The organism is Bifidobacterium sp. 7101 (genome assembly GCF_000499285.1).
Lineage (GTDB): Bacteria > Actinomycetota > Actinomycetes > Actinomycetales > Bifidobacteriaceae > Bombiscardovia > Bombiscardovia apis_A.
Window position 1 is genome coordinate 38400 of sequence record NZ_AWUN01000007.1, and the last position, 26860, is coordinate 65259.

16 protein-coding genes and 1 tRNA gene are annotated in these 26860 nt (G+C 61.8%); 4 read left to right on the top strand and 13 right to left on the bottom strand.

Translation table 11 applies throughout. From position 1 onward, the window contains the following. Positions 1–178: 178 nt before the first annotated feature. From htpX to P272_RS0108120, 6 genes are all read right to left on the bottom strand, one after another. Entirely contained in the window at positions 179–1114 is a 936-nt protein-coding gene (gene htpX / locus P272_RS0108095; RefSeq protein WP_029679030.1) for a zinc metalloprotease HtpX, read from the bottom strand. 90 nt (positions 1115–1204) lie between these two features. Next, positions 1205–1804, bottom strand: a complete 600-nt coding sequence (locus P272_RS08965) for a DUF4411 family protein (protein WP_052323251.1) — start codon at positions 1802–1804, stop codon at positions 1205–1207. After that, on the bottom strand, positions 1801–2982 hold the full coding sequence (locus tag P272_RS0108105) for an ImmA/IrrE family metallo-endopeptidase (protein WP_029679032.1): 1182 nt from the start codon (positions 2980–2982) through the stop codon (positions 1801–1803). The genes P272_RS08965 and P272_RS0108105 overlap by 4 nt, the downstream gene beginning before the upstream one ends. 171 nt (positions 2983–3153) lie before the next feature. Then, positions 3154–4620, bottom strand: coding sequence for an FAD-dependent oxidoreductase (locus tag P272_RS0108110; protein ID WP_029679033.1), 1467 nt, complete (start codon positions 4618–4620; stop codon positions 3154–3156). A gap of 118 nt (positions 4621–4738) precedes the next feature. Beyond that, complete coding sequence (locus tag P272_RS0108115) at positions 4739–6706, bottom strand: heavy metal translocating P-type ATPase (RefSeq protein WP_029679034.1); 1968 nt, start codon at positions 6704–6706, stop codon at positions 4739–4741. Positions 6707–6879: 173 nt separating this feature from the next. Further along, on the bottom strand, positions 6880–8754 hold the full coding sequence (locus P272_RS0108120) for a S1C family serine protease (RefSeq protein WP_029679035.1): 1875 nt from the start codon (positions 8752–8754) through the stop codon (positions 6880–6882). A 232-nt stretch (positions 8755–8986) separates the two neighbouring features. Here P272_RS0108120 and tgt point away from each other — a divergent pair, with 232 nt between their 5' ends. Both tgt and P272_RS0108130 read left to right on the top strand, forming a co-directional pair. Next, positions 8987–10285, top strand: a complete 1299-nt coding sequence (gene tgt, locus P272_RS0108125) for a tRNA guanosine(34) transglycosylase Tgt (RefSeq protein WP_029679036.1) — start codon at positions 8987–8989, stop codon at positions 10283–10285. A gap of 58 nt (positions 10286–10343) precedes the next feature. Continuing rightward, positions 10344–10426, top strand: a tRNA-Leu gene (locus P272_RS0108130). A gap of 190 nt (positions 10427–10616) precedes the next feature. Here P272_RS0108130 and P272_RS0108135 read toward each other — a convergent pair. Beyond that, positions 10617–11951, bottom strand: a complete 1335-nt coding sequence (locus tag P272_RS0108135; RefSeq protein ID WP_029679037.1) for a dicarboxylate/amino acid:cation symporter — start codon at positions 11949–11951, stop codon at positions 10617–10619. Positions 11952–12120: 169 nt separating this feature from the next. Further along, a complete protein-coding gene (locus P272_RS0108140; protein ID WP_029679038.1) occupies positions 12121–12402 on the bottom strand; it encodes a metal-sensitive transcriptional regulator in 282 nt (93 codons plus the stop codon). 119 nt (positions 12403–12521) lie between these two features. On the opposite strand from P272_RS0108140, the gene P272_RS0108145 reads away from it, so the two are divergent. Continuing rightward, positions 12522–15350, top strand: a complete 2829-nt coding sequence (locus P272_RS0108145; protein ID WP_029679039.1) for a heavy metal translocating P-type ATPase — start codon at positions 12522–12524, stop codon at positions 15348–15350. 21 nt (positions 15351–15371) lie between these two features. Here the strand turns inward: P272_RS0108145 and P272_RS0108150 are convergent, their stop codons facing one another. The 5 genes from P272_RS0108150 to P272_RS0108170 all read right to left on the bottom strand — a co-directional run bounded on the left by P272_RS0108150 (position 15372) and on the right by P272_RS0108170 (position 25512). Then, a complete protein-coding gene (locus P272_RS0108150; RefSeq protein ID WP_029679040.1) occupies positions 15372–16463 on the bottom strand; it encodes an alpha/beta fold hydrolase in 1092 nt (363 codons plus the stop codon). A gap of 36 nt (positions 16464–16499) precedes the next feature. Then, on the bottom strand, positions 16500–18830 hold the full coding sequence (locus P272_RS0108155; protein ID WP_029679041.1) for a YhgE/Pip domain-containing protein: 2331 nt from the start codon (positions 18828–18830) through the stop codon (positions 16500–16502). Continuing rightward, the gene (locus tag P272_RS0108160) at positions 18830–21463 is read right to left on the bottom strand and encodes a YhgE/Pip domain-containing protein (protein ID WP_029679042.1); all 2634 of its coding nucleotides are present in this window, start codon (positions 21461–21463) and stop codon (positions 18830–18832) included. The genes P272_RS0108155 and P272_RS0108160 overlap by 1 nt, the downstream gene beginning before the upstream one ends. Positions 21464–21739: 276 nt before the next feature. Continuing rightward, on the bottom strand, positions 21740–23047 hold the full coding sequence (locus tag P272_RS0108165; protein ID WP_052323252.1) for a chloride channel protein: 1308 nt from the start codon (positions 23045–23047) through the stop codon (positions 21740–21742). A gap of 56 nt (positions 23048–23103) precedes the next feature. Further along, positions 23104–25512 (bottom strand): S9 family peptidase, encoded by a 2409-nt coding sequence (locus P272_RS0108170; RefSeq protein ID WP_029679044.1) that lies wholly within the window; start codon positions 25510–25512, stop codon positions 23104–23106. 348 nt (positions 25513–25860) lie between these two features. Between P272_RS0108170 and P272_RS0108175 the strand changes: the two genes are divergently transcribed. After that, positions 25861–26730, top strand: a complete 870-nt coding sequence (locus P272_RS0108175; protein ID WP_029679045.1) for an InlB B-repeat-containing protein — start codon at positions 25861–25863, stop codon at positions 26728–26730. Positions 26731–26860: the final 130 nt, after the last annotated feature.

Consider the following 26860-nt stretch of genomic DNA (forward strand, 5'->3'; position numbering starts at 1 on the left):
TTCCTCCTTGCCTCTATGACAAGCCGGATTCTTCGCAACTAAGGGCACAAAGGCAGGAACGGTCAGAAGGGCCAGACGCTAGGCCGGGCCTTTCTGACCGTTCCCAAAATTATCGACCAAGACAGCGGAGAGGAATCACTGCTATTGATAGGCGTACAGGCGCATTAGCCCGCTGGTCTCAGTACCCCACCTGGGCTCCATGCCCGGAATTCACCTGGGTCTGCCCCATCTCCTGGCTCATCTGCATTAGGCGGGCTATGCGCTCATCGGTGGGCGGATGGGTGGAGAAGAGCCTGCTGAACCCCTTGACCGAGAAAGGATTCTCGATCATCATGGCGGCAGCGCTCTGGGTGCCGGCAGTCTGCGGCATAGGCGCGGCCTGAGATCCGTAGGATATTTTGTTCAGCGCCGACGCCAGAGCCGCCGGGTCCCCAGTCAGCCGGCTGCCATCCTCGTCGGCGTCATACTCTCGGGTGCGGGAAATGGCCATCTGAATCAGGGAGGCGCCCAAGGGGGCCAGGATCGAGCTGATCAGCACGCCCAGGAGGCCAAAGACACCGGAATCGCTATCCCTGTCCCGGCTGTCGCCGCCGAAATACATGAGGGAGTATCCCAGGTAGGTGATGACCGTGGCCATGGCCGAAGCTACAGCAGAGGTCAGGATGTCATGGTTATAGACGTGCATGAGCTCGTGGCCGAGCACCCCGCGAATTTCCCGCTCGTTGAGGATGCGCAGGATCCCCTGGGTGCAGCAGACGGCGGCATGGCGCTCGTTACGACCTGTGGCAAAGGCATTGGGCGATTCGGTGGGGGCAATGTAGATGCGGGGCATGGGCTTGCCTGCCCTCCCCGACAGCTCTCGGACGATCCGGTAGAGGTCGGGAGCCTCCTGCTCGCTGACCGGCCGGGCGTGCATGGAGGCAATCGCCACCTTGTCGGAGAACCAGTAGGATCCGAAAGTGGTGGCCAGGCCTATGAGGATATAGATGCCCAGTGTCCCCTGGCGACCGCCAGTCAACCACCAGATGAGCATAATAACGGCCCACATGAGGGCGAACAAAAGCGTCGTTTTCAGGCCGTTGAAATGTCCGTGAACCTTCAGCTTGCCATTCATGGGTTCCATGGTAGACAATGCCGCTGAATTTTTGCTGAACGGGCGCTGAAAAGATGAGGCTGCTGAGCCCCCTCTCCCCCTACCATCCATTCAGAATAGGCCTGGTTGGCTCACAGCTTTTCTCTTACCTTGAGACTTAGGAGGAACATACTGGGCTTTCTTCAACCTCCCGTTGACATCGAAGAACCGACGAAGATTCATGGTCTTCACCCCAAACTGGTCTGCGATGTTAGGAATCTTAGGCTCTTTCTTCATGTGTTGTCCCTGTTTCAACGGAACCCGGGCCTCGTCCGTCACTATGATTGCCCCCTCGACTTTGGCCACGGCGATCAGCCAGGGATCAGCCTTGCTCTCTGACTCCCAGTATTGGCGAGACCCTTCCGTATACTGCCCGCAGGTGACCAGATAGTCCTGGATTTGCGCATAGACCTGCGCATACCTGTCATCCTTATGGCTTATTTGGCGGCCTTTGAACACTGCACGCACCCAAAGATCCAGCATATCGGGATCAGCGGCTTGCTCGTTGACCAGCTCTTCGTAGACGACATCCACCATGGCAATCGCCTTGTCCTCAGCCAACTTTTCCATCCATCGCCAAAAGGGGTGAAACTCCTTGTAGTCGAAAGGATGGTTGAGCCGGTAGGAGGCGATGAAGATGTTGGAATCAGGCAGGTAGAGGGTAGCGGTCATATCAGCTTCTTTTCGCGAATCAATCCCTGATAGGACTGCGGGGAGCGCACCCCCACCAGGTCGAAGCCCTCAGTCGGAGCCAGTCTGCCCCCGTCCATGGCGGCATTGACCAGACGGACGAAACCGGTATCAACCCTGGAGGCATTGGTCCTGTTGCCATTACCACGGGTTTCCCGCTCCTGACGATGAGCGGTCTTGTCCTGAAGATGTCGATCCATTCGTGCCCGCAGCTCCTCAAGCGTATCCTCGTCAGCCAAGCTAAACTGATGGGCTTGTATCCCCATGGCCAAGGCACTCAGATGGAAGTCATCAGCTATAGACTCCGCAGCATCGGCCGGCTCTTTGCCCCCGTCCAGCTTCTCTTGCCACAGCCTCCGGAAGCGCTCATCATCAATCACAGCCTTTACCACTGCCCGGTTTATCGCGCGCTCCGTGGCCTTGCGGTCCCCTTGGCCACCAATGCCGTCGAAAAGCTCCTGAGTGCCCAGCAGTACGTGTCCCACCTCGTGAATCAAGGTGAAGATCATGCCGTCAAAGGAATCGTTTCTGTTGATGAAAACCAGCGGGGCCATGTCGTCGATCAGCACGAATCCTCGAAATTCCTGAAGATCCAGTTTTCGGGACCTTGTAGAACCCACCTGGGAGTTGAGCATGATCATGATGCCCGCATCAGAGACACGTTCCTTGAGCTGACGGAAACGGTCGCTGGAATTGCCGCCCTCCCAGGCAGAGCGCCCATCCAACCCAAGGGCGGAGCGAAGCGCATCAGCCAGGGCATCGTCCTGCTCGGCATCACGCACCGAGCCAACTAGCGGAATGGAGTCCAAGCCGGACTCGAGCAATTCATCCCTGGCCCATTCCTGCCTGAATCTCATCTGGTCAATAGTGTCCTGCAGATTTCTGCTGGGCTGTACAGACGTATTGCCTACGGTACGGTACCGGACCAAAGGCTCAAGGCGACGCTGGGGCACGACCGACCTGACCAAGGCACCGAAAGGCACATGCAGGGCCCTGCTGAGCTGCTCTACCTTGTTGAAGGATACAGACACGGGTTCCTTGGATTCCAGCCAATCCGGCAACTGGCCAAGCCCTCGGCGCTGAGACAGGGCCACGGGATCGGCATCACCCTCCTCAACGGCCCACTGGAGGGTGGCCGGATAGAGAGTCAGGTTAGCCATGTCACGCTCCTTCGATTCCGTGATGGGCTCTAATGACAATGATACCTGCGCGAGACTTATCCCTCCGCTGTGAGCAGCCAGTAGCCCAGATCAAGAAAACAGGACCTGGATGAGGATTCATGAACCTCATCCAGATCCTGCCACTGCTAACACAGGCCCAGGAGCGATCGCCTACTCGCCGTGGGCGAGCTGGCGGAGCTGGTCGGGATCGATGACCTTGATGTGCTCGCGGCCGACCTTGGCTCCCTCGGCACGCTCGTAGGCATCCACCCGCTTCCAGCCGGCGAAGTCGATGGGCTGGATGCCCTTCTCCGCCAGGAAACGATCGATCGAATCGTCGTCGCGGTCTTTGGCGAAGCGGCCATGGTCCGGGCTGGAGGCCAGGTCATCCAGCATGTTGCCGATGGTCTCCAGTGCATCAGACTTGGTGGACCCGATCAGGCCCACAGGCCCTCGCTTAGCCCAGCCCGTTGCGTAAAGTCGGTCGATGGGTCGGCCGTCCTGTCCCTCGGGAGCAGTGGTCACGCGGCCGTGGACGTTGGAAAGGGTGTAACCGGAGAAGTCGTAAGGGATGCCGGGGACTTCGGCCGGTTTGTAGCCGATGGCGTGGTAAACGGCCTGGACGGGATACTCCTCGTACTGGCCGGTCTCCTCCATAGCACCCTCAGGCGTGACCTTGGTCTTCTCCACCCGAATGCCGGTCACCTTGCCGTCCTGGCCGATGATTGCGGCAGGCATCCGGTAGAAGTGCATATAGAAACGACGATCAGCTGGGTTGCCCTCGAAGTCGACTCCACCATCTTCAGTCATGTCCTCGGCCATCTCCCTGATGGTGAAGAGCTCCTCCAGCATCTGCCGGGTCAGCTTGTCGGCACCGGCCCGGTCGATGGTCTCCTGGTCCAGGTCGAAGTCCTCCTCGTCGATGACGATTTGCACTCCGGGCAGCTTTTCCAGCTCGCGCAGCTCCTGAACCGAGAACTTGGCCTGGGCCGGGCCGCGACGGATGAACATGTGCAGCTCGCGGGCCTGGTTACCCTGGATCCCCCGGTAAACATTGTCGGGGATGTCGGTACCCAGCAGGTCGTCGGCCCGCCGCATCAGTATACGGGAGACATCCATAGCGACGTTCCCACCTCCGATGACGGCCACCTGTTTGGCATCCAGTGGCCAATTCCGGTCAGCATCGGGATAGCCGTCATACCACTCGACGAAGTGGGCGGCCCCGTGAACGCCATCAAGCTCATGGCCGGCGATCTCCAGGGGGCGGTCATCCACGGCGCCGGTGGCGAAGAGCACCACATCGTAACGCTGAAGCAGATCATCCAGGTTCACGTCCTTGCCGAACTCCACATCCGCATAGAGGTGAATCTCGGGGTTGTCCAGGGTCTTCTCCAAGGCGCCGGCGATGTACTTGATGCTGGGGTGGTCCGGGGCCACGCCGTAACGGACCAGGCCGAAGGGAACGGGCAGCTTCTCGAACAAATCAATCCTGGCCCGGTCGCCCAGACCCAGGTCGGCACCCTTCTCCCGAAGCTGCCGCAGCAGGATGTCAGAGGCGTAGACCCCTGCAGGCCCCGCGCCTATGACGGCCACGCGCAGAGGTGAGCCAGCTTCCTCGCCGCGGGCCGGTGCGGGCATGGTGGAATCGTTGACATTAATATCGCTCATGCTTGTCAGCCTAACGCATAGCGACGGTCGGGGACAGAGCTAGTCGGGCTCCATCCCCGGGACTTTCACCAAGCGTCGCGAAAAGGCCTCAGTCCCGATCTATCAAAGCGGTCAGAGCCCAGAGGATGGAAACCACATCGATGGCCTCCTGCGTAAAGGCGCCGACAACCACCGGAATCAGGTCGAAGGCGGCGCAGAGCATGCCCACCGTGGCCAGGGTCAGCCCCAGCATGACCGCCTGGAGCATGACCCGCTTGGTCCTGCGGGCGATGGTGATCGACCTTGGCAGGCAGGCGATGTCGTCGTTCATGATCACCGCCTGAGCGGACTCGGAGGCGGCCGTGGTGGTTCCGTCGGTGATGGCCATACCCACGTCGGCAGCGGCCAGGACCGGAGCATCGTTGACCCCGTCTCCCACCATCATGGTGATGGATTTGGTCACTGACTCTCCTAGGAATTTAGACAGCCAGATGTCCCAGAAGGGCTGCCTGTTGGGCTCCTCCTTGGAGGCCTTGGCAATCAGATTGGCCTTGTCCTCGGGGAAGAGGCCGGCATGCACGTCGGTGATGCCCACCTGGTCGGCGATGATCCGGGCTGAGTCCTCCTTGTCGCCCGTGACCATGGATAGACGGGTGATGCCCAACTCCCGCAGCTGGGTGATGGTCTGGGCGGCATCCGACCTGGGCACGTCCTTCATGACGACCCTGGCGGCCAGGACCCCATCAATAGAGACATAGGAGGCCATCTCGTCAGGTGCCAGGGGGCCGAATAAATCACTTGAACGCCCGTCTGCCACGAACTGGGCCCTGCCCACCTTGACCTGGTGGCCGTCGACCTGGCCCTGTACCCCGTTGCCGGAGTCCTCCTGAACCTCCCGCGCATGCAGATGGGTCTCACCCTTGCTCTGTGCCCGCAGTCGCTCCTGGGCGGCGGCCCCAGCCTCAGCTATTCCGTTGGCCAGGATGTGGACCGAGTAGGACTCCACAGCGCCCGCCATGGCCAGAATCCGGTCTGTATCGACCTTCTGCTCCCTACCGTCAGGCAGGTCGATCTTGGCCACTTGGGGACGTTTGACGGTCAGCGTGCCGGTTTTATCGAAGAAGATATGCGAGACCCGACCCAGATTCTCGATCACATCCTGGGTCTTGATCAGCAGCCCCGCCTTGGCCAACCTTCCCGTCCCGGCCATGTAGGCCACAGGGGCGGCAATCAGCAGAGGGCAGGGAGTAGCCAGGACCAGAACCTGGGCGAACCGGGTCGGCACGCCAGAGATGATCCAGGCTACGCAGGCGATGATGAAGGCCACCACGGTGAAGGGGACCGCCATCAGATCGGCTGTTCTGACAACTGCTGCCCGCGAATTCTGTGCGGAACGTACCAGGTTGAGGATTCGCTGATACTGGGAGTCCCGCGCCAGCTGCCGGGCCCGCATCAGGAAGGTGCCCGAACCATTGACCGCTCCCGACATGACCTGGGCGTCCTGGTAGAGCCTGCGGGGCATGGGCTCGCCGTTGATGGTAGACATATCCAAGGTGGCGGTTGGGCTGATCAGCTCGCCATCAACGGGCACGGTCTCGCCGGGCTTGACCACCAGGAGGTCGTTCAGACGGACCTTGTCGACCGCCACCGTGTTCCAGTCGCTCTCCTTGGGAAGGGTATGCTCCCCCTCCGGCAGCTCCGCCTGAACCACATGGGCCACCTGGGGGGCAGCCTGGACCAATACGGTCAGATTGTTCTGCGCCTTGTTCCCTGCGTACTGCTCGATGGCGTCGCCCGAGTAGAGCATGAGGACCACGGCCCAACTGGCCCAGTACTGACGAACGGCGAGGGTGGACAGGATGGCGACCACGGCCAGGATGTCCACGCCCACGTGGCCCTGGCGGACGTCATCGATCATCCCCTTGAGGGTGTCCACCAGCGAGACGGCCACCAGGACGGCGACCAGCCATTGGGCAGCCTGGCGATAGGGGTGCCAGAGCAGGCCCATGACCAGCCCGCAAATCAGAACCACCCAAAGCATGGGGACCTTCTTGGCGAAACCCAGGATTTTTGACATGACCACTTCCCCGCTCCGGACTTGTCTACCTGACAGCCGTAGCCGGATCACGGCTCTCTTCTGCTCTTGACATTCCAAGCCTATACCGCGCGGGAGTCAGCGATGGATGGCGAGTATGACAAGGGGCCGCACCCGCCAAAGTGACGGATGCGGCCCCTGGGTTCAGTCCTGGATCACTGCCCGAAGAAGAAACGGAAGGGATCCATGGAGTCATCGTCGTCGCCCGAACCACCCTGGTCGGAGTCGCCGTCCTGGCCACTGCCGTCCGAGTTCTTCCTGTTGGTCCTGGGCTTGCCCTGAACGGTCTGCTCCTCGCTGTCCAGGGTGGCGTTCACTTCGGCGGTCTTGCCGTCGCGTACCACGGTGATCTTGACCGAATCGCCGAAGGCGGCAGCCCGGACGAAGCCCAGCAGGGAGTAGTTGTTGTTGACCGCATGGCCATTGAAGGCCACAATGGTGTCTCCGACCTTGATGCCGGCCTTGTCAGCCGGGGAGCCCGAAACCACATTGGTGACCTTGGCGCCGCCACGGGTAACTCCGTCTGCCTGGGCCGTGCTGCTCTGAATGGTGACACCCAGGGAGACGTGCTTGGCCTTGCCGTCCTTGATGATCTCATCGGCGATCCGCTTGACCAGGTTGGATGGGATGGCGAATCCGATGCCGATGGACCCTGCTTCAGACTTGGAAGAAGCCATGGAGGCGATGGAGGAGTTGATCCCGATGACCTCGCCAGCCGCGTTGAAGGTGGGGCCGCCCGAGTTGCCGGGGTTGATGGCCGCATCCAGCTGGACCGCGTTGGTCACGATGGGGTTGTTGTTGCTCTCGTCCATGACCGAGACCGGGCGGTTCAGAGCCGAGACGATGCCGGTGGTGGCCGTGTTCTCGTAGCCCAGGGGGTTGCCGATGGCCATGACATTCTCGCCCACAGCCAGTTTCTCGGAGTCGGCGAACTTCACAGGCTTCAGGTCGGAGGGCGCCTGGTCCAGGCTGAGGATGGCCAGATCGGCTGTGGTGTCGGTGCCGACCACCTTGGCCGTGTACATCTGCCCATTGGAGAGGGTGACGTGAATCTCCTGGGCGCCATCGACCACGTGGTTGTTGGTGACCACATGGCCCTGGGTGTCGAAGACCGCACCCGATCCGGCTCCCACACCGCTCTTGGTCTGCACCTGGATGGAGACCACGGACTCGGAGACCTGCTTGCTGATGCCCTGCCAGTCAGGGGCCTGCCCGCCCTCGACCTTGGCCGTACCCTGGCCCGAAGAGTTGGAGGAGACCCCACTGAGTGAGGAGGACGAGGGCAGGGTGATCCATCCGTTGGACAGAGCCGCCCAACCCAGGCCCAGCATGAGGGCTGCGGCCACCAGGGCGGCCACCACGGCGGTGAAGACGTACTTGCCCGTGCCGCTCAAGTTGCTGCTGACGTTGTTGGCAGGACCGGGCCTGCCGTTGGGACCGCCGGATCCGAAGGGCGGATAGGGACCCTGGCCGGAGGGTCGGCCACCCTGGGGGTTCTGGCCGGCATTCTGACGGGGCTGGCCATTCTGACCGAACTGGCCTGGCTGTCCATACTGTCCGAAGAAGCCCTGCTGAGGACCGGAGCCATATCCCTGGTTGGGCTGCTGATTGGGCTGCTGCTGACCCTGATTGTTGGCAGGCGGACGTGAGCCTGCGGGAGCATAGGCGCCATACTCGGGCGCAGGCCGATAGTAAGGCTGCTGCTGCGTCTGCGCATCCTGCCCCGTGGCTGAGCCACTGGAAGAGGAGGATGAAGTCCCGGTGCCGCTACCGTCATTCGACCCGTTTTCCCTGGTCATGGACTGTGCATCGCCACCAGGCATGGCAATGGGGGTCGTGGGCCTCTGGTCCCAGGCCCGGGTCTGCTGGTCCCCTTCTTCTGTCGCAGGGACTTGAGCAGAGTCGGTCTGGTTTGCGGAAGCTCCCGTCTCCTGCTCTTGATCGGCGGCCCCGCGCTCGATGTGGCTTGGCTGCCAGGACTGACCGTCATCGCCGCCCCTCCAGGGGTCGGCCTTGTGCTCTTCAGCCATTTCTGCTCCTTCGGATCGATGCCGCTGCCTGCTATTCGGTCACGCTTGTCAATCTACCCCGTCGCCCGCGCTTTTTGCTGTTTCCGGCTGACAGGCGAAGCGGGTCCTCGCATGCATTGCTTCCAAGTCTAGAGCCGAAATACTGAATGTTGTCTGGACATTGCATGAAAGTCACATCGACTGTACACAGGGCGGCAGATGGGCGGTTGGATGTCTTGGATACAGTGGAGCCATGAGCCTGATCACCAACCCGCTGGGAGCCACGCCGGGGCGACCCGGCGACCGCGCCGCATTCTCATTCGAAACCCTGAACCGCCTGCCCGACAGCCCGGAAGGCCTGGGACGTAATGGCCGCCGCTACGGCCGCACCGGCATCATCCACACTCCTCACGGAGACATCCACACCCCCGCATTCATTCCCGTAGCCACCCAGGCGGCCATGAAGGCCGTCCTGCCCGAGCAGATGCGGCAGCTGGGCGCCCAGGTCCTTCTGGCCAACGCCTTCCACCTGTTCGAACGCCCCGGCCCCGACATCCTGGACCAAGCCGGAGGCCTGGCCCGGTTCATGAACTGGGACGGCCCCACCTACACTGACTCGGGCGGTTTTCAGGTGCTCTCGCTGGGGGCTGGCTTCAAGAAGACCCTGGCCATGGACGTGACCGGCATGAAGTCGGACCAGGTAATCGCCGAAGGCAAGGAGCGCCTGGCCTTCGTGGACGAGGACGGAGTCACCTTCAAGTCCCCGCTCAACGGCGACCGGCACCGCTTTTCGGCTGAGATCTCCATGGGCATCCAGCACCGCATCGGCGCCGACATCATGTTCTCCTTCGACGAGCTGACCACCCTGATGAACACCCGCACCTACCAGGAGCAGTCAGTGGAGCGCACCTTCCGTTGGGCCAAACGCTGCGTGGAGGAGCACCACAGGCTGACCCAGGCGCGGACCGGCAAGCCCTACCAGGCCCTGTTCGGCGTGGTGCAGGGGGCCAACTATGAGGACCTCCGAAGACGCGCCGCCCGCCAGATCGCCTCCCTGGACTTCGACGGTGTGGGCATCGGGGGCGCCATAGAGAAACGGCTGCTGGGGCAGACCTGCGCCTGGATCTGCGACGAAATGCCCGAATCCCGACCCAGGCATGTGCTGGGCATCGCCGCTGTGGACGACATCTTTGCAGGCGTGGAGAACGGCGGGGACACCTTCGACTGCGTATCCCCGGCGCGCTGCGGCCGCAACGGAGCCGTCTTCACCCGCGACGGCCGTTGGAACATCAAGCGCGCCCAGTTCAAGACCGATTTCAGACCCATCGAAGAGGACTGCGACTGCTACACCTGCACCCACTATTCCCGGGCCTACATCGACCATCTGCTTCGCGCCCATGAGCTCAACGGCTACACCCTGGCCACCATCCACAACGAACGCTTCTTTGTCAGGCTACTGGACGAAATCCGCCAGTCCATCGACGGCGGCTACTTCGACGAGTACAAGAAGGAGACCCTGGCCCGGTTCTACGCCCACGGATCCAAGGGCTGAACCAAAACACGCCATTATTGCGCCGCGCAGACAACCGTGCTAACCTTTTCAGTTGTCTGCGAACGTGGCGGAATGGTAGACGCGCTGTCTTCAGGTGGCAGTGAGCTGATGCTCGTGAGGGTTCAACTCCCTCCGTTCGCACGAAGAAATGAAAATGTCTTCGGCTGACTGATGTCGGTCGAAGACATTTTTTATTGGTCCGATGGCAACCGTGGCTGTTCGGACTACTCGATATCCCGACAGCTACAGGTCGGGACAGGCTGGTTCATCCTCTTGCCGCCTGCTGTCCGACCATACGGCTTGCAATGTTATAGAGACCAGTCATTCGATGTCATTCAATATCCTGGTCGTCGAAGACCTTGCGACCCTTGTAGAGGTCAAGGTCCAGTTCATTCTCGGTCCTGGCCACAATGACAGCCGTATTAGCTGCACCAGCCACGTTCACCAGTGTGCGGCCCATATCCACGATCTGGGAAATAGGCTGCATGATAGCGATGAAGGGTACGGGCAGTCCAGCCGCCGTGAAGAGGGAGGTGGCAGTGATTGTAGCTGTACCCGGCACGCCCACCGTCCCCACGGAAACCACCAGGGCAAAGACGATCAGGAGGGCGAAACGCAGGGGAGAGTAAGGAATCCCCTGAGCATTGATGGCGAAGACCGCCAGGAGAACGGGCCAGAGTCCGGCGCATCCAGGCATGCCCAGATTGGCTCCCAGGCTGGCCACGAAGGAAGCCGTCTCCTCGGGAACGCCAGCAGAACGCAGCTGACGGACCGTGACAGGAATGGTGCCGATGCTGCTCTCGGAGGTGAAGGCCACCACGCCCGCCGGCCAAAGTGAGCGGAAGAAGGGCAGAGGATTGACCCGGCCGACCAGAGCCAGGATCAGGGGTTGGACCAGGAAGAGCTGAATGGCCAGACCCAGGTAGGCCACCAAGAGAACAGCCAGCAGGGGCAGAAGGCTTTTCAGATTGCTGCGACCGATGGCGGCTGCGATCAAGGACAGGACCGCATAGGGGGTGAAGCCAACCACGATTTGAGTGGCCTTGGACAGAACCACATTGCCGGCTTCAACGAAAGCCTTGAAAGGGGCCACACTCTGCTCGCCGCGCGGGGTGGAGGCGGCCTTGTTCAGAGAGACCGCCAAAAGGATGGCGAAGATCACGACAGGAATGACCTGGTTCTGGGCCCAGTTTTCCGCCAGGTTCGATGGGAAGAGACCGACCAGGGTATCGAGTACTCCCGGCACCTCGTGAGGCTTGGCCCCCTTGGGCAAGGCCTGGTTGAACCCCTTGCCGACCTGGAAGAGCAGCCCCAGAACCAGGGCGATCACGGCGGCTGTGAAGGTGTTGACCAGGAGCAGAACGATGGTCTTCACACTGATGTTTTTCAACCGACCTGACCCGCCGATGCGGCTGATACTAGCAATGATGCTGAAAAGCAGGAGGGGTACCACCAGGGCCGAGATGACCTCGGACCAGACGTTGCCGAATGCCCCCACATAAGTCGTGTGACCGGAGAAGCCCACACCCACAAGGATTCCCAACACCGTCGCTATGATGACTCGCCAACTGAAGTTGACCTTGGTCTTCCTGCTCAGCAGGGCCAGCCCTGCAAAGAGAATGACGACCACTATCAGGGCCGCCCAATCCCAACTTGTTTCCGACATTGCCTCTCCCTCATTGAGCTCTCCTCCCCAGGACCGAACGGCCCGGGGTTGGGGTTCAATCTAACAGGAGAAAAGCGGAAGTCCAACGATTCCCGGAAGAATGCCTATACCCGTTGCTTATGGACTGCTATTCTCGGGCCGATCAGACCTGGCTGGACGGGGGGGGGGGCTAGGAACGAACCAGGCGAGCGATGGCCTCGGAAGCCTCCTGCATCTTCTCGTCGGCCTCTTCGCCTCCCTTTTCGGCGGCCTCGCGGACGCAGTGGTCCATATGGTCGTCCAGCAGGGTCAAGGCCACTGACTTCAAGGCACTGGTCGAGGCGGCAATCTGGGTGAGGATGTCGATGCAGTAGGTGTCTGACTCGACCATCTGCTCAATGGCCCTGACCTGGCCCTCGACACGCCGGAGTCTGGTAATGGTCCGTTTTTTGTCCTTGGCATATCCGGGCACGATTTACTCCATTCCTTGTCATCCCATGGTCTTCATGGCGGAGCCAGCACCGACACGGGTCCATGAAAGCCATCTCGAAATTCACTATCAGTATACCCCTGGGGGGTATAGTGGGCGACATGAGCAGCATCCTGGTCCTTATCGCAGCCCTGGCCATCACGGCGGGCATCATCTGGTACTTCTTCGCGCCCAGAAAGGCCACCCAGGCCAAGGATGAGGGCGGCGTCCAGACCGTCCACATCACGGTCAAGGGCGGATACAGCCCTCAGCTGATCCAGGTTCAGGCCGGGCGGCCGGTCAAGCTGGTCTTCGACCGCCAGGAGAGCGGAGAATGCTCCTCGCACGTGGTCTTCAACGATTTCAACATCGACAAGACCCTGCCTGCCTTCCAGACCTCGACCGTCCAGCTGACCCCGCCCAAGGCCGGCGACTACCCCTTTGCCTGCGGGATGAACATGCTTCACGGGATGCTCCGGGCCACCGACGGACCGACGACCGGCAGCGCTGAGACACAGCCCGAACATTCGCAAACCGAACCCGCCGAATCCGCCAAGCCCGCTCAGGCCACGGGCGGCAGCGAACAGGACGAGGCGGATCAGGAGCGCACGGCAGAAATCCACGACCTGACCAAGCGGTTCATCGTGGCCCTGGTCTTCACGCTCCCGGTTTTCATCCCGGCCATGTTCGGCATGTTTCTGCCCATGCCTCACATTCTGATGAACCCCTGGGTCCAGCTGGTCCTGATATTGCCGGTCATGTTCTACTCAGGCTGGCCCATCCACCGCACCGGGTGGCTGGCCTTGGCACACCGGGCCCCGGAGATGAACTCCCTGGTTGCCTTGGGCACTGCCACGGCCTTCCTCTACTCGCTGGTGGTCACCGTGGCCCCACAGCTCCTGCCTGAGGGAAGTCGCGAACCCTACTATGAGGCCGTGGGCACCATCATTACCCTGATGATCCTCGGTCAGATCCTGGAGGCACGAGCCCGGCGCGGCACCGGCGATGCCATCCGCGCGCTTGTCGGACTCAGGCCCAAGACCGCCACCGTGGTGAGGACCGGCCAGGACGGCAGGGAGACCACCCAGGAGATCGCCGTCGACGACGTGGTCGTCGGAGATGTGATTCAGGTCCATCCGGGCGAGAAACTGCCGGTGGATGGCCAGGTAATCTCCGGATCGTCCTCGGTGGACGAATCCATGGTGACCGGCGAGCCCATGCCCGTCCTCAAACAGGAGGGCGATTCCCTGGTCGGAGCCACCGTCAACGGCACGGGCTCCCTGCGTTACAGGGCCACCCAAGTAGGGCAGGACACGGTTCTGGCCCAGATCATCCGGCTGGTCAAAACGGCCCAGACATCCAAGGCACCCATCCAGAAGCTGGCCGACCGGATATCGTCAATCTTCATCCCCGGGGTCATCCTGGTGGCGCTCTGGACCTTCGTAGCCTGGTGGATCTTCGGCCCCATGCCGCGCGGAGTATACGGAATCGTGGCGGCGGTCTCCGTCCTAGTCATTGCCTGCCCCTGCGCCCTGGGTCTGGCCACCCCACTGTCCGTGACGATCGGCACCGGACGCGGCGCCCGTGCCGGCGTGCTCTACCGGTCGGCGGAGGCTCTGCAGGGAGCACATGACGTCGATACCATCGTCCTTGACAAGACCGGCACCATCACTCAGGGCCGGCCTGAACTGGCCGATGCCCTGAGCGTGCGGGGGCTGGATGAGGACCTACTGATCAGGGCGGCCGCGAGCGCCGAGAGCAATTCCGAGCACCCCCTGGCCCAGGCCATCGTCCAGGCCGCAAAGGACCGCAACCTGGAGCTGGTCCCAGCCAAAGACTTCGACTCGGTCACTGGCGCCGGCATCGATGCGACCTTCTCCTCCGGATCTTTCAACGGAAGCAAGGGCACTTCGCATGTCCTTGTCGGCAACCGCAGACTACTCGAAGGCAAGGGAATCGAACTGGAGAATGAAACAGCGAACCAGGCAGGCGCGCAATCCCTCTTCGACACCGTCCGCAGCTGGGAGGATCAGGGCCGCACGACCATCTTCGTGGCCATCGACGGCAGGCTTGCCGGTGTCCTGGCCGTGACCGACCAGGTCAAGGCCGGTTCCAGGCAGGCCATCCACGACATGAACGAGCGTAACATCCAGACCATCATGCTGACCGGCGACAACCAGGGCACCGCCGAGCAGGTCGGAAGCCAGGTGGGAGTCACCCGGGTGGTGGCGCAGATTCATCCCGAGGACAAGGCGAGCATCGTCAAGGCTCTTCAGGCCCAAGGGCACAAGGTGGCCATGATCGGCGACGGCATCAACGACGCCCCGGCACTGGCCCAGGCCGACCTGGGCATGGCCATCGGCACCGGAACGGACGTGGCCATCGAGTCCGCCGACGTGACCCTGGTCTCAGGCGACCTGAATGCGGCCGTCAAGGCCATCGACCTCTCAGCAGCGACCATGCGCAACATCCATCAGAACCTCTGGTTCGCCTTCGGGTACAACGGCCTGGGCATCCCCATCGCCGCCGGCGTACTCTACCCCTTCATCGGCCTCCTGCTCAACCCCATGATCGCCGGCGCAGCCATGGCCTTCTCCTCCCTGTCAGTCGTGCTCAACGCCAACCGGCTGCGGCATACACCCCTGAAGGCGAGGCCGGTCAAGGAAACCAAACCAATCGACATGGATGCCCTGACCAGGGACCTCAGTATTTCCACCCACCAAGAACACAACCAAGAGAAAGGAAACGAGATGGGACTCTTCCATCATCATGACAACATGCAGCAGAATCAAGCAGCAACAGACAAGGTCACCGACCCGGTCTGCGGCATGTCCATTGACCCCAACACTGCCGCGGCCAAGCGCGACTACCAGGGCAAGACCTACTACTTCTGCTCGCAGAACTGCGTCGATACCTTCGACGCTGATCCTCAGAAGGTGCTCAACAAGTAGGATTGCGCGTTCTTCGACTGATCAGCGGTCGTCAGCGAGCTGCCAGGGCTGGTCGAAAAAGTCGAAGATGCGCTCCAAGTAAGGCCTCAGAACCTTGTCGGGCATCTGGTAGAGCTCGTGCATACTGTTAGGAATGCGGACCAACGTGGCCTGACAGCCGCCCTGCTGAACCTGGTCGACAAAACGGTTCTGAGGCATCGGCAGCACGAACCGGTCGGGCTGAGCCTGGAAAAGCAGTATGGGCGTCTCCACCCGACTGCACCGGTCGGGACGCAGTATGGCCCGGCTCATCTCCAGGCTCTCCCTGACCCAGCCGAAGGTGGCGGCGCTGGTCTGGTAGTGCAGCTCCTTGGCCCGCAACTTATGGGTCCAGGCCACCCGCGCCTGACTGCCATTGGGGTACTTGCCCATGTCCAGCTCGGGACGGAATGGGCCGAATCCCGGAACCATACTGCGCGAGCGGCCCATCATGCAGGCGGCGTTTGTCGCCGTCCAGGCCACTGAGGGCATGAACCCGGTCCGCGGCGCAATCATGGGTGATGACAAGACCGCTTTGTCGATAAGGGAAGGGAAGGTTTCCAGCATCCGCGCAGCCACGCCGCCGCCCATGGAGTGGGCATAGAGCACCATGGGCTTGTCCTGGGCATACTGCTGACCCACCTGGGAGCAGAAGGCGGCCAAATCCGCCACATACCGATGCCAATGATCCACCCAAATCAGGCTGGGATCGTTCACGCCACGACCAGAGAAACCATGTCCCCAATGCTCGGGAATGCAGACGGAGTACCCCTGCATCAGGAAGTACCAGGCCATCTCCTGATACTTGTCGGCAAATTCCGAAAAACCGAAAGAGATAATCACGGCCCCACGCACACGAGCCGATCCTGACTCCACCGCGCCCTGGCGGAAAAGCGTCCTATCATAGCAGACGTAATGCAGCAGGCGGGAGGGGTCCACACCGCTGAGATGGGCCTTGTCCAACAAGGTTCCCCCATCCTCGCCGCCATCATGGGAGATCATCCATCCCTCACTGCGACAGGAGGCCAGGTCAGGAAGGACGCGCTCCTTCATGATCCAGTCGTAGCGGCGCTCCTCAACCAGTTGGACGCTCATGCTCTCACCCTATACCACCTGCTATCAGACTCGGCCCTACATGAGCCGGGTGCTCTCGAGGTTTCTGACGATCCAATCGTTGAAGCGGATGACGGGCTTGCGCAGGACCAGCCCCAACAGCAGCGAGGGCACCAGGAAGAGTGCCAGGGTGGCCATCTCCCGCCAGAACTCCATGCCGTAGGCTCCGGCAACGGCCGACTGCATGGCCCCGATGGCGTGAACAAAGGGCAGGAAGGGATAGACCCCCTGGAAGAAGCCAGGCAGGGTCTCCATGGGGAAGGTGCCGCCCGAGCCAGCCACCTGCATAACCAGAAGGATGACGGCGATGGCCTTGCCGATGTCCCCGAAGGAGACGACCAGGGTATAGATCAGATTCATGAAGACAAAGGAGGCGAAGACCGCCACCAGCACGAACATCAGCGGATGGACGCATTGAACCTTCAGGTAGAAGAGGTCGCCCAGTGCAATCAGGCAACCCTGGAGGATGGCCATCAGGGCGAAGACCGCAAATCTGCCGAAGTACTCCTGGTAGAGCTGAAGCCCAAAGCGGCGGGCGTTGCCTGGCGACTCGGGGCGGAAGGCTCCCCAAGAGCGGCTGTCCTCGGAATCCTCATCCAGGTCATCGGCCCTCTTCCAGGCATCCTCCAGGGAGTCCAGGTGCAGAACGAAGGCCTTCTTCTTGTCGGACAGGGCCACCTTCATCATGGCCGCCAGAATGGTGGCACCCACCCAGATGGAGAGGATGGTGTAGAAGGGGGTCATGGCCGACCCGTAGTTCATTACGGGGAAGACCGCATGCCGATGGATGCCGACCGGCGAGGACAGAAGCGCAGCCAGGGTTTCGGAATCCCCGCTCAGCAGGGTTTTGGCCTCCTGTGTATCCTTGCCCTGCGAAGCCTGGGTCAGGTGTCCTCCCAGGTCAGTCAGCCGCTTGGAGGCCTGGTCCAGGCGCTGGGAGATCTCCCCCAGCTGGTCCTTGGCGTGGCTGATGTCACTGGTCATAGGGCCCGTCAGCCCGGAGGCGCCCTTGACGGTTCCATCCAAACCAGTCAGCAACCGGTCGGTCGAGGTGACCACGGTGTTCATGGAGGAAGCCAGGTCGTCCAGTCGGGGCTTTAGGTCATTGCGATACTGGGTGCGGACCTGGTCTACCGAGGCGCGCGCCTGGGCGATCCTGTTCTTCAGGTCCTGGCGCTGACCGCCCAGCTTGTCCTTGCCCTCCTTGGCTGTCTGGGAGGCCTGGCTGATCCGGTCGGCTAGGTCGCGCTGGGCCGCCTGGGCTGTGCGCATTCCGGCCTGAGCCTGATCGATGGCGGTCAGCAGGGCCTGACGCTGCTCCGCTGTCAGATTGGCATCGGATTCCACAGTGCTTCGCAGATCTTCCAGGCTGGCGATCATCCCGTCGTAGTCGGCCGCCGAGTCTCTGATTCGTTGGCTCAGATCATTCAGCTGGCTACTGACTACATCGCTCTGCTGGCCCACCTTGTCGAAGGCGTCGTCGATCTTGGAACCGATGGTGTCATAGGCGCCCGAGGCCTGGTCAAGGGCAGCGTCGACCGCCTGGGCAGACCCGGAGAGTGACTTGCCCAGATCCTTGGACCCCTTGGTTCCCTGGTTCAGGGCCTTCCTGGCATCGGCCATGGCGGAGTCGGACCGGCCCAGGATCCTGCCGGTGGAGTCAATCATCTTTCCGGAGGATTCCAGAAGGCCCGCATAGGCATTCACTTGGCTGGAGGCAGTGGTCAGCCGCTGCGACATCTGGTCGATGTGGCCGGTCGTCCTGGTCAGATAATCCTGGACCTGGGGACTCTGGGAGTATGTGAAAACCTGGCTGGCCAGGTCGATCCCCACCTGCCCCACGGTCTTGACGAAGGTCTTGTCGATGGTCGTGGCCACGGTGTCGGCCCCCTGCTCGGTGACATGGGGCGCAATGGCGTTCTTTTTTTCGTTCAGGTAGTACTCAAGGTTGGCGTGCTTCACATCCTGCGAGAAGAGGGTCATCATGTCCGCGCTGAAATCCTTGGGGATGACGATGGCGGCGTAGTACTCGCCTGAGCGCACCCCATCCAGGGCCTGGTCGCGGTTGACGAACCTCCAGTCCAGCTGGTCGTTGGCCCGCAGGGTACTGGTGACCGTCTCCCCCACGTTGATCTTGACCGGGATCAGGTCGGACTTGTACCCCTTGTCGGTGTTGGCCACGGCCACCTTGATGGCCTTGGTGTTCTTATAGGGGTCCCAGCTGGCGGCGATGTTGAACCAGGCATAGAGGGCCGGGACGATGATCAGGCCCATCAGGACGATGATGGCGATGACGTTGCTGGTGGCATCGGCCAGGTCCTTGCGCAGGATCCTCCAAATGTTCCTCATCAGCGGTCACCGTCCTCGTGAGCGTCTTCCTCATCGTGGTTCATGACTGATTCGCGCACAGCCGTGGTCAGCCTGGTCACGGCCGAGGGACCCTGCCTGCGCGGGCGAATCAGGGTGTGGAAGTCCATGCCGGGACGCTCGGTCAGACCCAGCTGCTGCACATAGCTGTCGCAGATGTACTCGACGATGATCAGGTAGGCATCGATCAGGACGATGGAGGCGATGCAGGCGATCAGCATGACGATCTTGGCCTCGGTGCTGAACAGCAGGATGAGGAAAAGCACCGGCAGCAGAACCAGGGCCAGGCCAGCCCGAATCAGCGTTGGATAGAGGGCTAGGAAGCGATGCGCCCGCCGCCTTATGACGGCACGGTAGTCGCCCTCGCCCAGGATGGAACGGGCCAGGCTGCCCAAGCTCAGACGACGGTCAGCAGAATGGTTCTGCTCGGTCAGCATCAGGTCGGTGGCGCCCAGCCGACGGTCGAAGAGGGCATTCAGGTTGAGCAGGTACCGCCGCACCACCAGTCCAATCAGAAGGGCCGCCGGCAGGTACCAGAAGATGTGGAGCATGTCCTGCCAATAGTGGTTGCCGTACATGCCCCCGATGGTCTCACGCATGGCATTGATTCCGTAGGTGAAGGGCAGCCATGGGTTCAGATTACGGAAGAAGTCAGGCATCATCTCGATGGGATACATGCCCGATGAGCCGGGTATCTGCAGGATGACCAGAACCACGGCCAGGGCCTTGCCGATGTGCCTGAAGGAGGCGGCCAGAGCATAGATGATGTTGATGTAGACGAAGGAGGCGAAGACCCCGGCCAGGACGAACAGGGCCGGCTGATGGCATTGGATGCCCAGCATCAGGTCGCCCACTGTAGCAATCAGCGCCTGGAAGAAGCCGACGAAGACCAAGAGAAGCCAGCGGCCCAGGTAGGCCTGGGTGGCGGTACACTTGCGGATACCCTCCTTGTCGACCTCCAGCTTGTAGATGGCTATCAGGATGAACCCGCCCACCCAGAGGGCCAGATTGGTATAGAAGGGCGCCACGGATGACCCGTAGTTGCTGACCGGATAAACCGTGTGCGAGGCCAGCTCCACCGGCGAGGCCATGGCCTTCCCAAAGGATTCCGGGCTCAACCCCAGGGTCTGGGACATCCGGTTCCAGGCGGCCGAGGACCCCAGGGCCGCCACATCGGTGCGAACCCCCTCCAGGTCGGACCTGACCGAGGCCAGGGAAGCCCTGGTGGTGGACAGGGTCGACTGGGCCTGGCTGATGGTGGAATCCAGCTGGTCCAGCAGGGCATCAGTCTGGGCGGCCGTGGTGGCCAGGCTGTTCAGGGCGCCCTGGAGCGAGCCGTTGGAGGCGTTGAGGTTATCCAGCCCGGTAAGGAGGTTGGGCATGGTGGTCCCCGTCAGGCTTTGGCTGGCCGCAGTCAGGGCCTTGATGCCTGTGTCGCCGGTGTCGGTCATGGCCGAGCTCAGGTCTGATGCGGCCTGCTTGCCCGAATTCAGGGCCGTCGAGGAGTTCTTCTTGAAGGCATCCAAGGATGCTTTCTGCTGCTGGTTGGCCTTTTTCAGATCGTCGATCTGCCGCTGGATGCTCTCATAGGCCGGATCCCCGGGATGTAGCCCGGACTGGTCCAGACCAGACTGGAGCCGGTCCACGGCCTTCCCGTTGGCATCGACCAACTGACCCAGGCCGGAATTGACCCGGTCCACCTTGTCCTGGGTGGCGTTCAGATCGGCGGTGATTCCGCCTGCCACCGTATTCACATCAGTGACCGCACTGGACAGTCGTACCGACCCGTCCGCCAGGGCCTGGTTCAGGGCAGAGGAGAAACGAAGACTGTCATCGCGGGTCCTGGTCATGTGGTCCTGGGCCTTGCTCAGGGTGGCCTGGGTGGCCGATATCTGACTCTGCAGGTTCTTGATGTCGTCTTTGGAACCGGCTACGGTCTGACGAGCCTGACCCATGGTGGAACCGATTCGGTCAAGCTGGCCGTCCGTCCGATCCAGCTGGCCGATGATGTCCCCCAGGTCGCCCACCACCTGGCTGCGGCTCTGCTCGGCCGCACCCTGGGCATCGCCAGCGGTCTGCAGGACCTTCCCGGCCAGGGCATCGCTGACGGCCGAGACGAAGACCGTGTTGATCTCCTGGTCGATGGTGGATGCGCCGGTGTCGGTCACCTTGGGGGCGATGGCGTTCTTCTTCTCATTGACGTAATAGTTCAGAGCAGGCCTGTTCCCGGTCCCCTCGACGATGCCGACCAGGTCGGCGCTGAACCGTTCAGGGATGATGATGGCCGCATAGCACTGGCCCGAGTGGACCTCGTCGATGGCCCTCTGGTCATCATCCATGAACTTCCAACCCAGGCTTTTGTTGCCGCGCAGCTCCTGAATGACTGATCTACCGGCGTTGATCCTGCCGGTTTCCGCGGATTGCGCCCCTCGATCCATGCTGACAACCGCCACAGGGAGGTTCTTGACATTGCTGTAGGGATCCCAGAGGGCCATGATGTTGAACCAGGCATAGAGGGAGGGCAGCACGGCCACGCCGATGGTCACGACCAGGGCCACAGGGTTGCGCAGTATCCGCCAGAGATCTCGCCTGAAGATGGCCAACACGGTCTTCACCGCCAGGCACCTCCTTCTTGTCTGTCCGGGGGATCACGGCACTGGCCTGCTCCACTCGGATTGGCTGCATCCTCCCGGGACTTACGTCCGGCCTGAGTATAGCCACCCTTCCTTACTGGCCCAGACCGGTCAGCTGATTGTGAATGCCCACTCAAGGCTGGAGGCGATAGGGCAGGCATGTGTCCGATGTTGGTTTCATCGTATATGAGTGAGGACGGAATCCATCGGCATCACGCAAGGCCAGACCGGCAGGGCGACAGGGCTCCCGACAGCTATTTATGATCTGGCCACGAATAGACGCGAGACCGCCATCGACAGGGCCACAGCCAGGCCCATGGGCATGAAGGCCATGACCGGCAGGTGACAGACCTCCATCAACATGGCCATAGCCATGAGCGGAGCCTGCTGGGAGGCGGCCAGCAGGGAGGCGGCGCCAATCACGGCACACTGCCAAACAGGCAGGCCTGGCACAAGGCAAGCCAGCATCAGGCCCAGAACAGCGCCCATAGCCGATCCCAGGGCTATGGAAGGCGTCAAGGTGCCGCCGAAGGCCCCGGCACGGATGGTGGCTGTGGTCAGCAGAGCCTTGGCCAGCGCGAAGAGGGCCAAAAGAGCAAGAGACTGAGCCAGCTGGAGCCCAGAGAACCCGGAAGGAAGCCGCTGATCCATGCCCATCTGGGCAAGGGCCCGGCCATTGCCCATGACCTGGGGAACGGCCAGAGCGACCAGACCGGTCAGCAGGGCGATCCCCGTCAGCTGCCAGATAGCCGCAGGACCATTGGTCCTATGGGCCTCTGCCCAGGAGGTCATCCGCCGGAATCCGGCCCCCAGCAGTCCCATGGCCGGTCCGATGAAGAGGACCACTGCCATAAGCCAGGGCCGGAAAGGCTCGGAGCCGACCTTATAGTAAGGACCAAACCCCTTGATGGAGCCGCCGGCCAGGGTAGCCAGAGCCGACATGGCCAGATTGACCGTCACCACTTCGGCATCCACCCGCCGCAGCAACACCTCAATACCGAAGAAGGCACCGGTCAGAGGCGCAATGTAAATGCCGGCGAATCCTGCACCAGCTGCAGAGGCCACCAGCAGCGGACCATCCTGATCACGCAGTCCCAAACGTCGGCCCAGTCTGGTCCAGAGACCGCCCAGAAGAGCCCCGGCCTCGCGAGGGGCCACCTCCCTGCCTATGGAGCCGCCAGCAGCCACAAAAAAGATCTGAGTAAGCACATGAACCACAGTCCGTCCCGGGGGCATAGGCGCACCTTTGACAGCCTGGCCTACCGAGGGAACCAGCCTGTTCCCCGTCCGCAGCCAGGCCCAGACCAGTCCGGCCACCAGTCCGGCAATGGTCACTGAGGCCAGCCTTCTGATAGGCGGCACCACCTCAGCCGTGGGAGCCTCCGGAGTCTCGGTGAAACCCAGTAGACCGGCCTGAGTCAGCTCGAAGAACCTTGCCAGCAGGCCCGAGGAAAGTCCGACCAACAGACCCAGGCAGAGCACCGAAACCGCCAGGCCCCAGCTGCGGGGAAGCTGGAATCCGCGATTGGGCCCTGGAGCCTGGTCGGGCTTTCGTTGATTATGCACAACCCCAATCTAGCGGAAGCAACCGCCAGCAGGGCGTCAGCCTAAGCAGCCTTTCGTCAGTCCGTCTTGTTCTTGAGGGCCTCCCGCAGGAAGTCCCGCTGCAGAATAAGCAGATTCTCTGCCACGGTCTCGTCATTGGTCATGTGGGTGATGCCAGTCAGCGGCAGGACCGTATGGGGACGACCGGCCGCCATCAGAGCGCCGGAGAGCCTGAGGGTGTTGGCCACGGAGACGTTGTCGTCCGCGAACCCGTGAATCAGCATCAGCGGGCGGCGCAGCGACGGGGCATCGTCGATGATTCCATTGCGGCGGTAGACGGCCGGGTCCAGACCCAGATAGCGCTCGGTGTAATGAGTGTCGTAAAGAGTCCAGTCCGTGGGAGGGGCTCCCGCGCATGCCGCATGGATCCGGTCGGGAGCACGCAGGACCGACAGGGCCGACAGGAAGCCACCATAAGACCAGCCAATCATGGCCACATGTCCCAGATCGGCCTCGGGAGCGAAGTCCGGCAGGGCCTCCAGAGCCTCAAGCTGGTCATCCAAAGTCACCTGGGCCATGTCCTCGAAGATGGCCCGATCCCAGGCAGGACCACGACCCGGCGTACCCCGGCCGTCGGCAGTCAGGACCAGGAAGCCCTGATCAGCCCACCACTGGGACTCCCAGTAGTAGGACTGGTTGAAGACCACCTGCTGGGCACCTGGCCCGCCGTAAGGCTTGAGCAGGACGGGCAGGCTGTCGGCGCTGGCGTAGGGGCTGGATTCTGACGGCCTGACGATGGCTGCGAACAGCTCGTGCTGACCCATGCGCACGAAGTCCACGTTGGGGGTGAACCCGGGATCGCTGCTGGTGTCGGCCAGGACGGCACTCATAGCCCCCTGGCTATTGATATGACCAGCATCCACGGCCCGGCGATCAGGGCGATCCTGATGCTCCGGCCGCACAGACTCGCCAGTCTGTCTAGCGTTGCTGTCGGGGCGGGCTTCACCCACCAGGCCCAGCCCTTCAGCGCCCAGGCGGTCCAGATCCCCGTCAGCCCCCAGGTAGCAGTGGCGCACCTGTCCCTGCGCCGAGGCCATGGTCCGGCCGCTGACCACGATGCCATGGCCGGCTCGCGAGGCGGTCCACACTCCAGGCAGACGGTTGAGCACATGGATGGAGCCGTCATAGCTCAGACGCATCAGGTCGAAGCTGCGGGGGTCGGTGGAGACCACCGCCAGCACATCGCGGTCCCCCACGGACAGCACCTGCCGAATCTGGCAGCCAGCCGGGGAGAATACCCTCCCGTCCAAACGTAGCCGCGTGGTGTCGGCTTCAGTATCGATGAAGGTGTCCACCAACCCACCCTGGGGCCGGTAGGCCGGCAACCCGGGCACCAGGTCGATCCACTGATCGTTGTCATGCGTCTGCAGCACCCTGGTGGCCACCTTGGGCGCCGCCTCGGGATCAAGCAGGGTCATATTCTGTCCCGGCTCCAAGCCCTGACGGGTATCCGGCACCTGCACATCCAGGATCCTATCCTCGGTCTGCCGACGGTTCTGAACCAGCAGCAGGGGCCGATGCCCGTCCTGCCAACGGACCACAGCCAGGTACTCGAAGGCCTGATGGTCCCAGTCCACCTCGCCCACCCAGGGGTCGGCGTCATCCTGGCCCAGGAGGACCAGGCTCAGTCCGACGCGGGCGTTGGCGGTCAGAGCCTGGGGATACCGCCGGGCGCACGGCCCGACCTGGGGATTGGCCGGATCGCTGATGTACCAGATCGGCTCATCAGAGGAATCAGTGTGCTCGACCAGCAGCGCCTTGGAATCCGGCGACCACCAGAATCCCTGGTAGCGGTCCATCTCCTCGCCGGCCACGAACTCGGCCAGCCCCAGCCGCATTCGATCATCGGTGCCTGGGCGCAGGGCCAGGACAGCCCGTTCACGGTCCTGCTCGGCACCCTGCCCGATAGTGACCACCATCAACCGGTCGCCAGTGGTATAGGCCACCATAGTGCCGTCCGGGCTGATGGCGGGATTGAGCACAGCAGAATCGCTATCTTCCAAGCTCAGAGCCCGCGTGGAGGCGGTGAGACCATCGGGGGCTATCAGCGAGAGCCAGAGCCGACCGCCCAAGGCAAAGACCACCCGATCCCCGGCAGCATCCACGCTGTAATCGACAATGCCCTCGCCGCCCTCCCGCGAGCGCTCCCTGCGAGCCAGCTCGGCGGCCGGCACCCGTTCCTGGTCCGCATCCTCCAGCAGGGCCCTGGGGTCGGCCAGGAGCACCTCATGGTGGCGGCCATCCTGGCCAAAGGCAGACAGCCAGAGCCCGGTCACCAGGTCTTCAGGTCCGTCGGAGCGCAGGAATACGGCCCGTGAGCCATCCCCCACCGCCAGGGCCGACCGTGGCGCACCCAACGTAAACCGCAGGGTCCGGGCCTTGGCCCGCGGATATGCCTCCATCGCCCGATCCACCTCTTCGGCCATGCTCGCTCCTCGACTATCTCTGACATGATCCCCATGATCATGCGTCTGCCACGATGATAAGCGCCCAGGTGCCAAAGGGGAATTCCAATAGCTCAACTGCGAGGCGCCACCCTGCCTTCAGCAGACGTTAATCGTTCTACATGAGAAACTTTTATCTTCAAATAAGACATATTTTCGAACCACGACCAGCCGATGACCATTCCGTGCGCTAGAATTGTAGCGTGTTGTCGCCAAAGATTGGTCGATGATGCCTGTTTCCCAGGGGTAGGAGTGTCAAGGCAGGACACCCCATGAATGTATCTGGGGAGCAACCGACAATAGAGAAAATAGAGGTAACCAATGAATATCATGGTTCGTTTCAAACGCGCATGCGCAGTACTCGCTGCCGGCGCCACCCTGGCTGGCGGCTTAGCACTGCTGCCCACCGTGGCCCAGGCTGTGGAGAGCAAGAATGTCCAGACCAAGGCCGCTAGCTACAAAATCACATTCCACGACCCCTATGGTCCTCGGGGGGATAAGGGGCAGGAGAAGACAACCACTCTGAACACCGACGACAGCGGCAAGCTGGATCCCAGCACGATTCCAGAGCCTATAGTGCCCGATCAGAATACGAAAGCTGATGGCTGGTCTATCAATGGATCTGGTGGCCCAGCTGATGACCCAAATTCACAAAAAATCGACTTCAACACCCATGTTTTCACCCAAGACGAGGATCTCTATCCTAACTTCGCCCAGATAAACCCCATCACTTACAACATCACTTTCGTCACTATGAATCCGGAAGATATCGAAGAATCCACCGCGGACGTGATGCAAACCAATAGTGAGGGAAAGCTATCTGAGGAACCCACGGTTCACAACTTCGATGGTTACACCTTCGACGGTTGGTTTAACGAAAATGGCGGGTCCCGTTACGTCCCCGGTGGCACCTACAACGCAGACACTACTTTCATGGCCAAGTACACCAAGGTGACCACTCCCAACGAGCCTAACAAGCCTGGTCAGACCGCTCCGGTTGACAACAACACCAAGCAGCCTGCCAAGGACAACAACAAGGCTCCAGCCAAGGATCCGGCTAAGAAGGACGCCAAGAACAACAAGAACAACAACAATCTGGCCAAGACCGGCGCCGACGCCACGGCTCCTCTGGCCATCGCCGCTGGCCTCTGCCTGGCTGCCGGCATCACCCTGGGTCTGCGTCGCAAGCTGGCTCTGTGAGTCCGCAGGCTTCGGCCTGACCTATGATGATTGAAGTTCAAAGGCCCCTGGTCCATTGTGGCCATGGGGCCTTATCCATACCCGGCAGTCGCGGTCGTTCGAACCTGTTCATTGAAGAAATTGCAAGCAT

Coding starts and splice junctions, on each gene's coding strand:
- htpX (WP_029679030.1), bottom strand. CDS start 1,114: ATGAATGGCAAGCTGAAGGTTCACGGACATTTCAACGGCCTGAAAACG.
- P272_RS08965 (WP_052323251.1), bottom strand. CDS start 1,804: ATGACCGCTACCCTCTACCTGCCTGATTCCAACATCTTCATCGCCTCC.
- P272_RS0108105 (WP_029679032.1), bottom strand. CDS start 2,982: ATGGCTAACCTGACTCTCTATCCGGCCACCCTCCAGTGGGCCGTTGAG.
- P272_RS0108110 (WP_029679033.1), bottom strand. CDS start 4,620: ATGCCCGCACCGGCCCGCGGCGAGGAAGCTGGCTCACCTCTGCGCGTG.
- P272_RS0108115 (WP_029679034.1), bottom strand. CDS start 6,706: ATGTCAAAAATCCTGGGTTTCGCCAAGAAGGTCCCCATGCTTTGGGTG.
- P272_RS0108120 (WP_029679035.1), bottom strand. CDS start 8,754: ATGGCTGAAGAGCACAAGGCCGACCCCTGGAGGGGCGGCGATGACGGT.
- tgt (WP_029679036.1), top strand. CDS start 8,987: ATGAGCCTGATCACCAACCCGCTGGGAGCCACGCCGGGGCGACCCGGC.
- P272_RS0108135 (WP_029679037.1), bottom strand. CDS start 11,951: ATGTCGGAAACAAGTTGGGATTGGGCGGCCCTGATAGTGGTCGTCATT.
- P272_RS0108145 (WP_029679039.1), top strand. CDS start 12,522: ATGAGCAGCATCCTGGTCCTTATCGCAGCCCTGGCCATCACGGCGGGC.
- P272_RS0108150 (WP_029679040.1), bottom strand. CDS start 16,463: ATGAGCGTCCAACTGGTTGAGGAGCGCCGCTACGACTGGATCATGAAG.
- P272_RS0108155 (WP_029679041.1), bottom strand. CDS start 18,830: ATGAGGAACATTTGGAGGATCCTGCGCAAGGACCTGGCCGATGCCACC.
- P272_RS0108170 (WP_029679044.1), bottom strand. CDS start 25,512: ATGGCCGAAGAGGTGGATCGGGCGATGGAGGCATATCCGCGGGCCAAG.
- P272_RS0108175 (WP_029679045.1), top strand. CDS start 25,861: ATGGTTCGTTTCAAACGCGCATGCGCAGTACTCGCTGCCGGCGCCACC.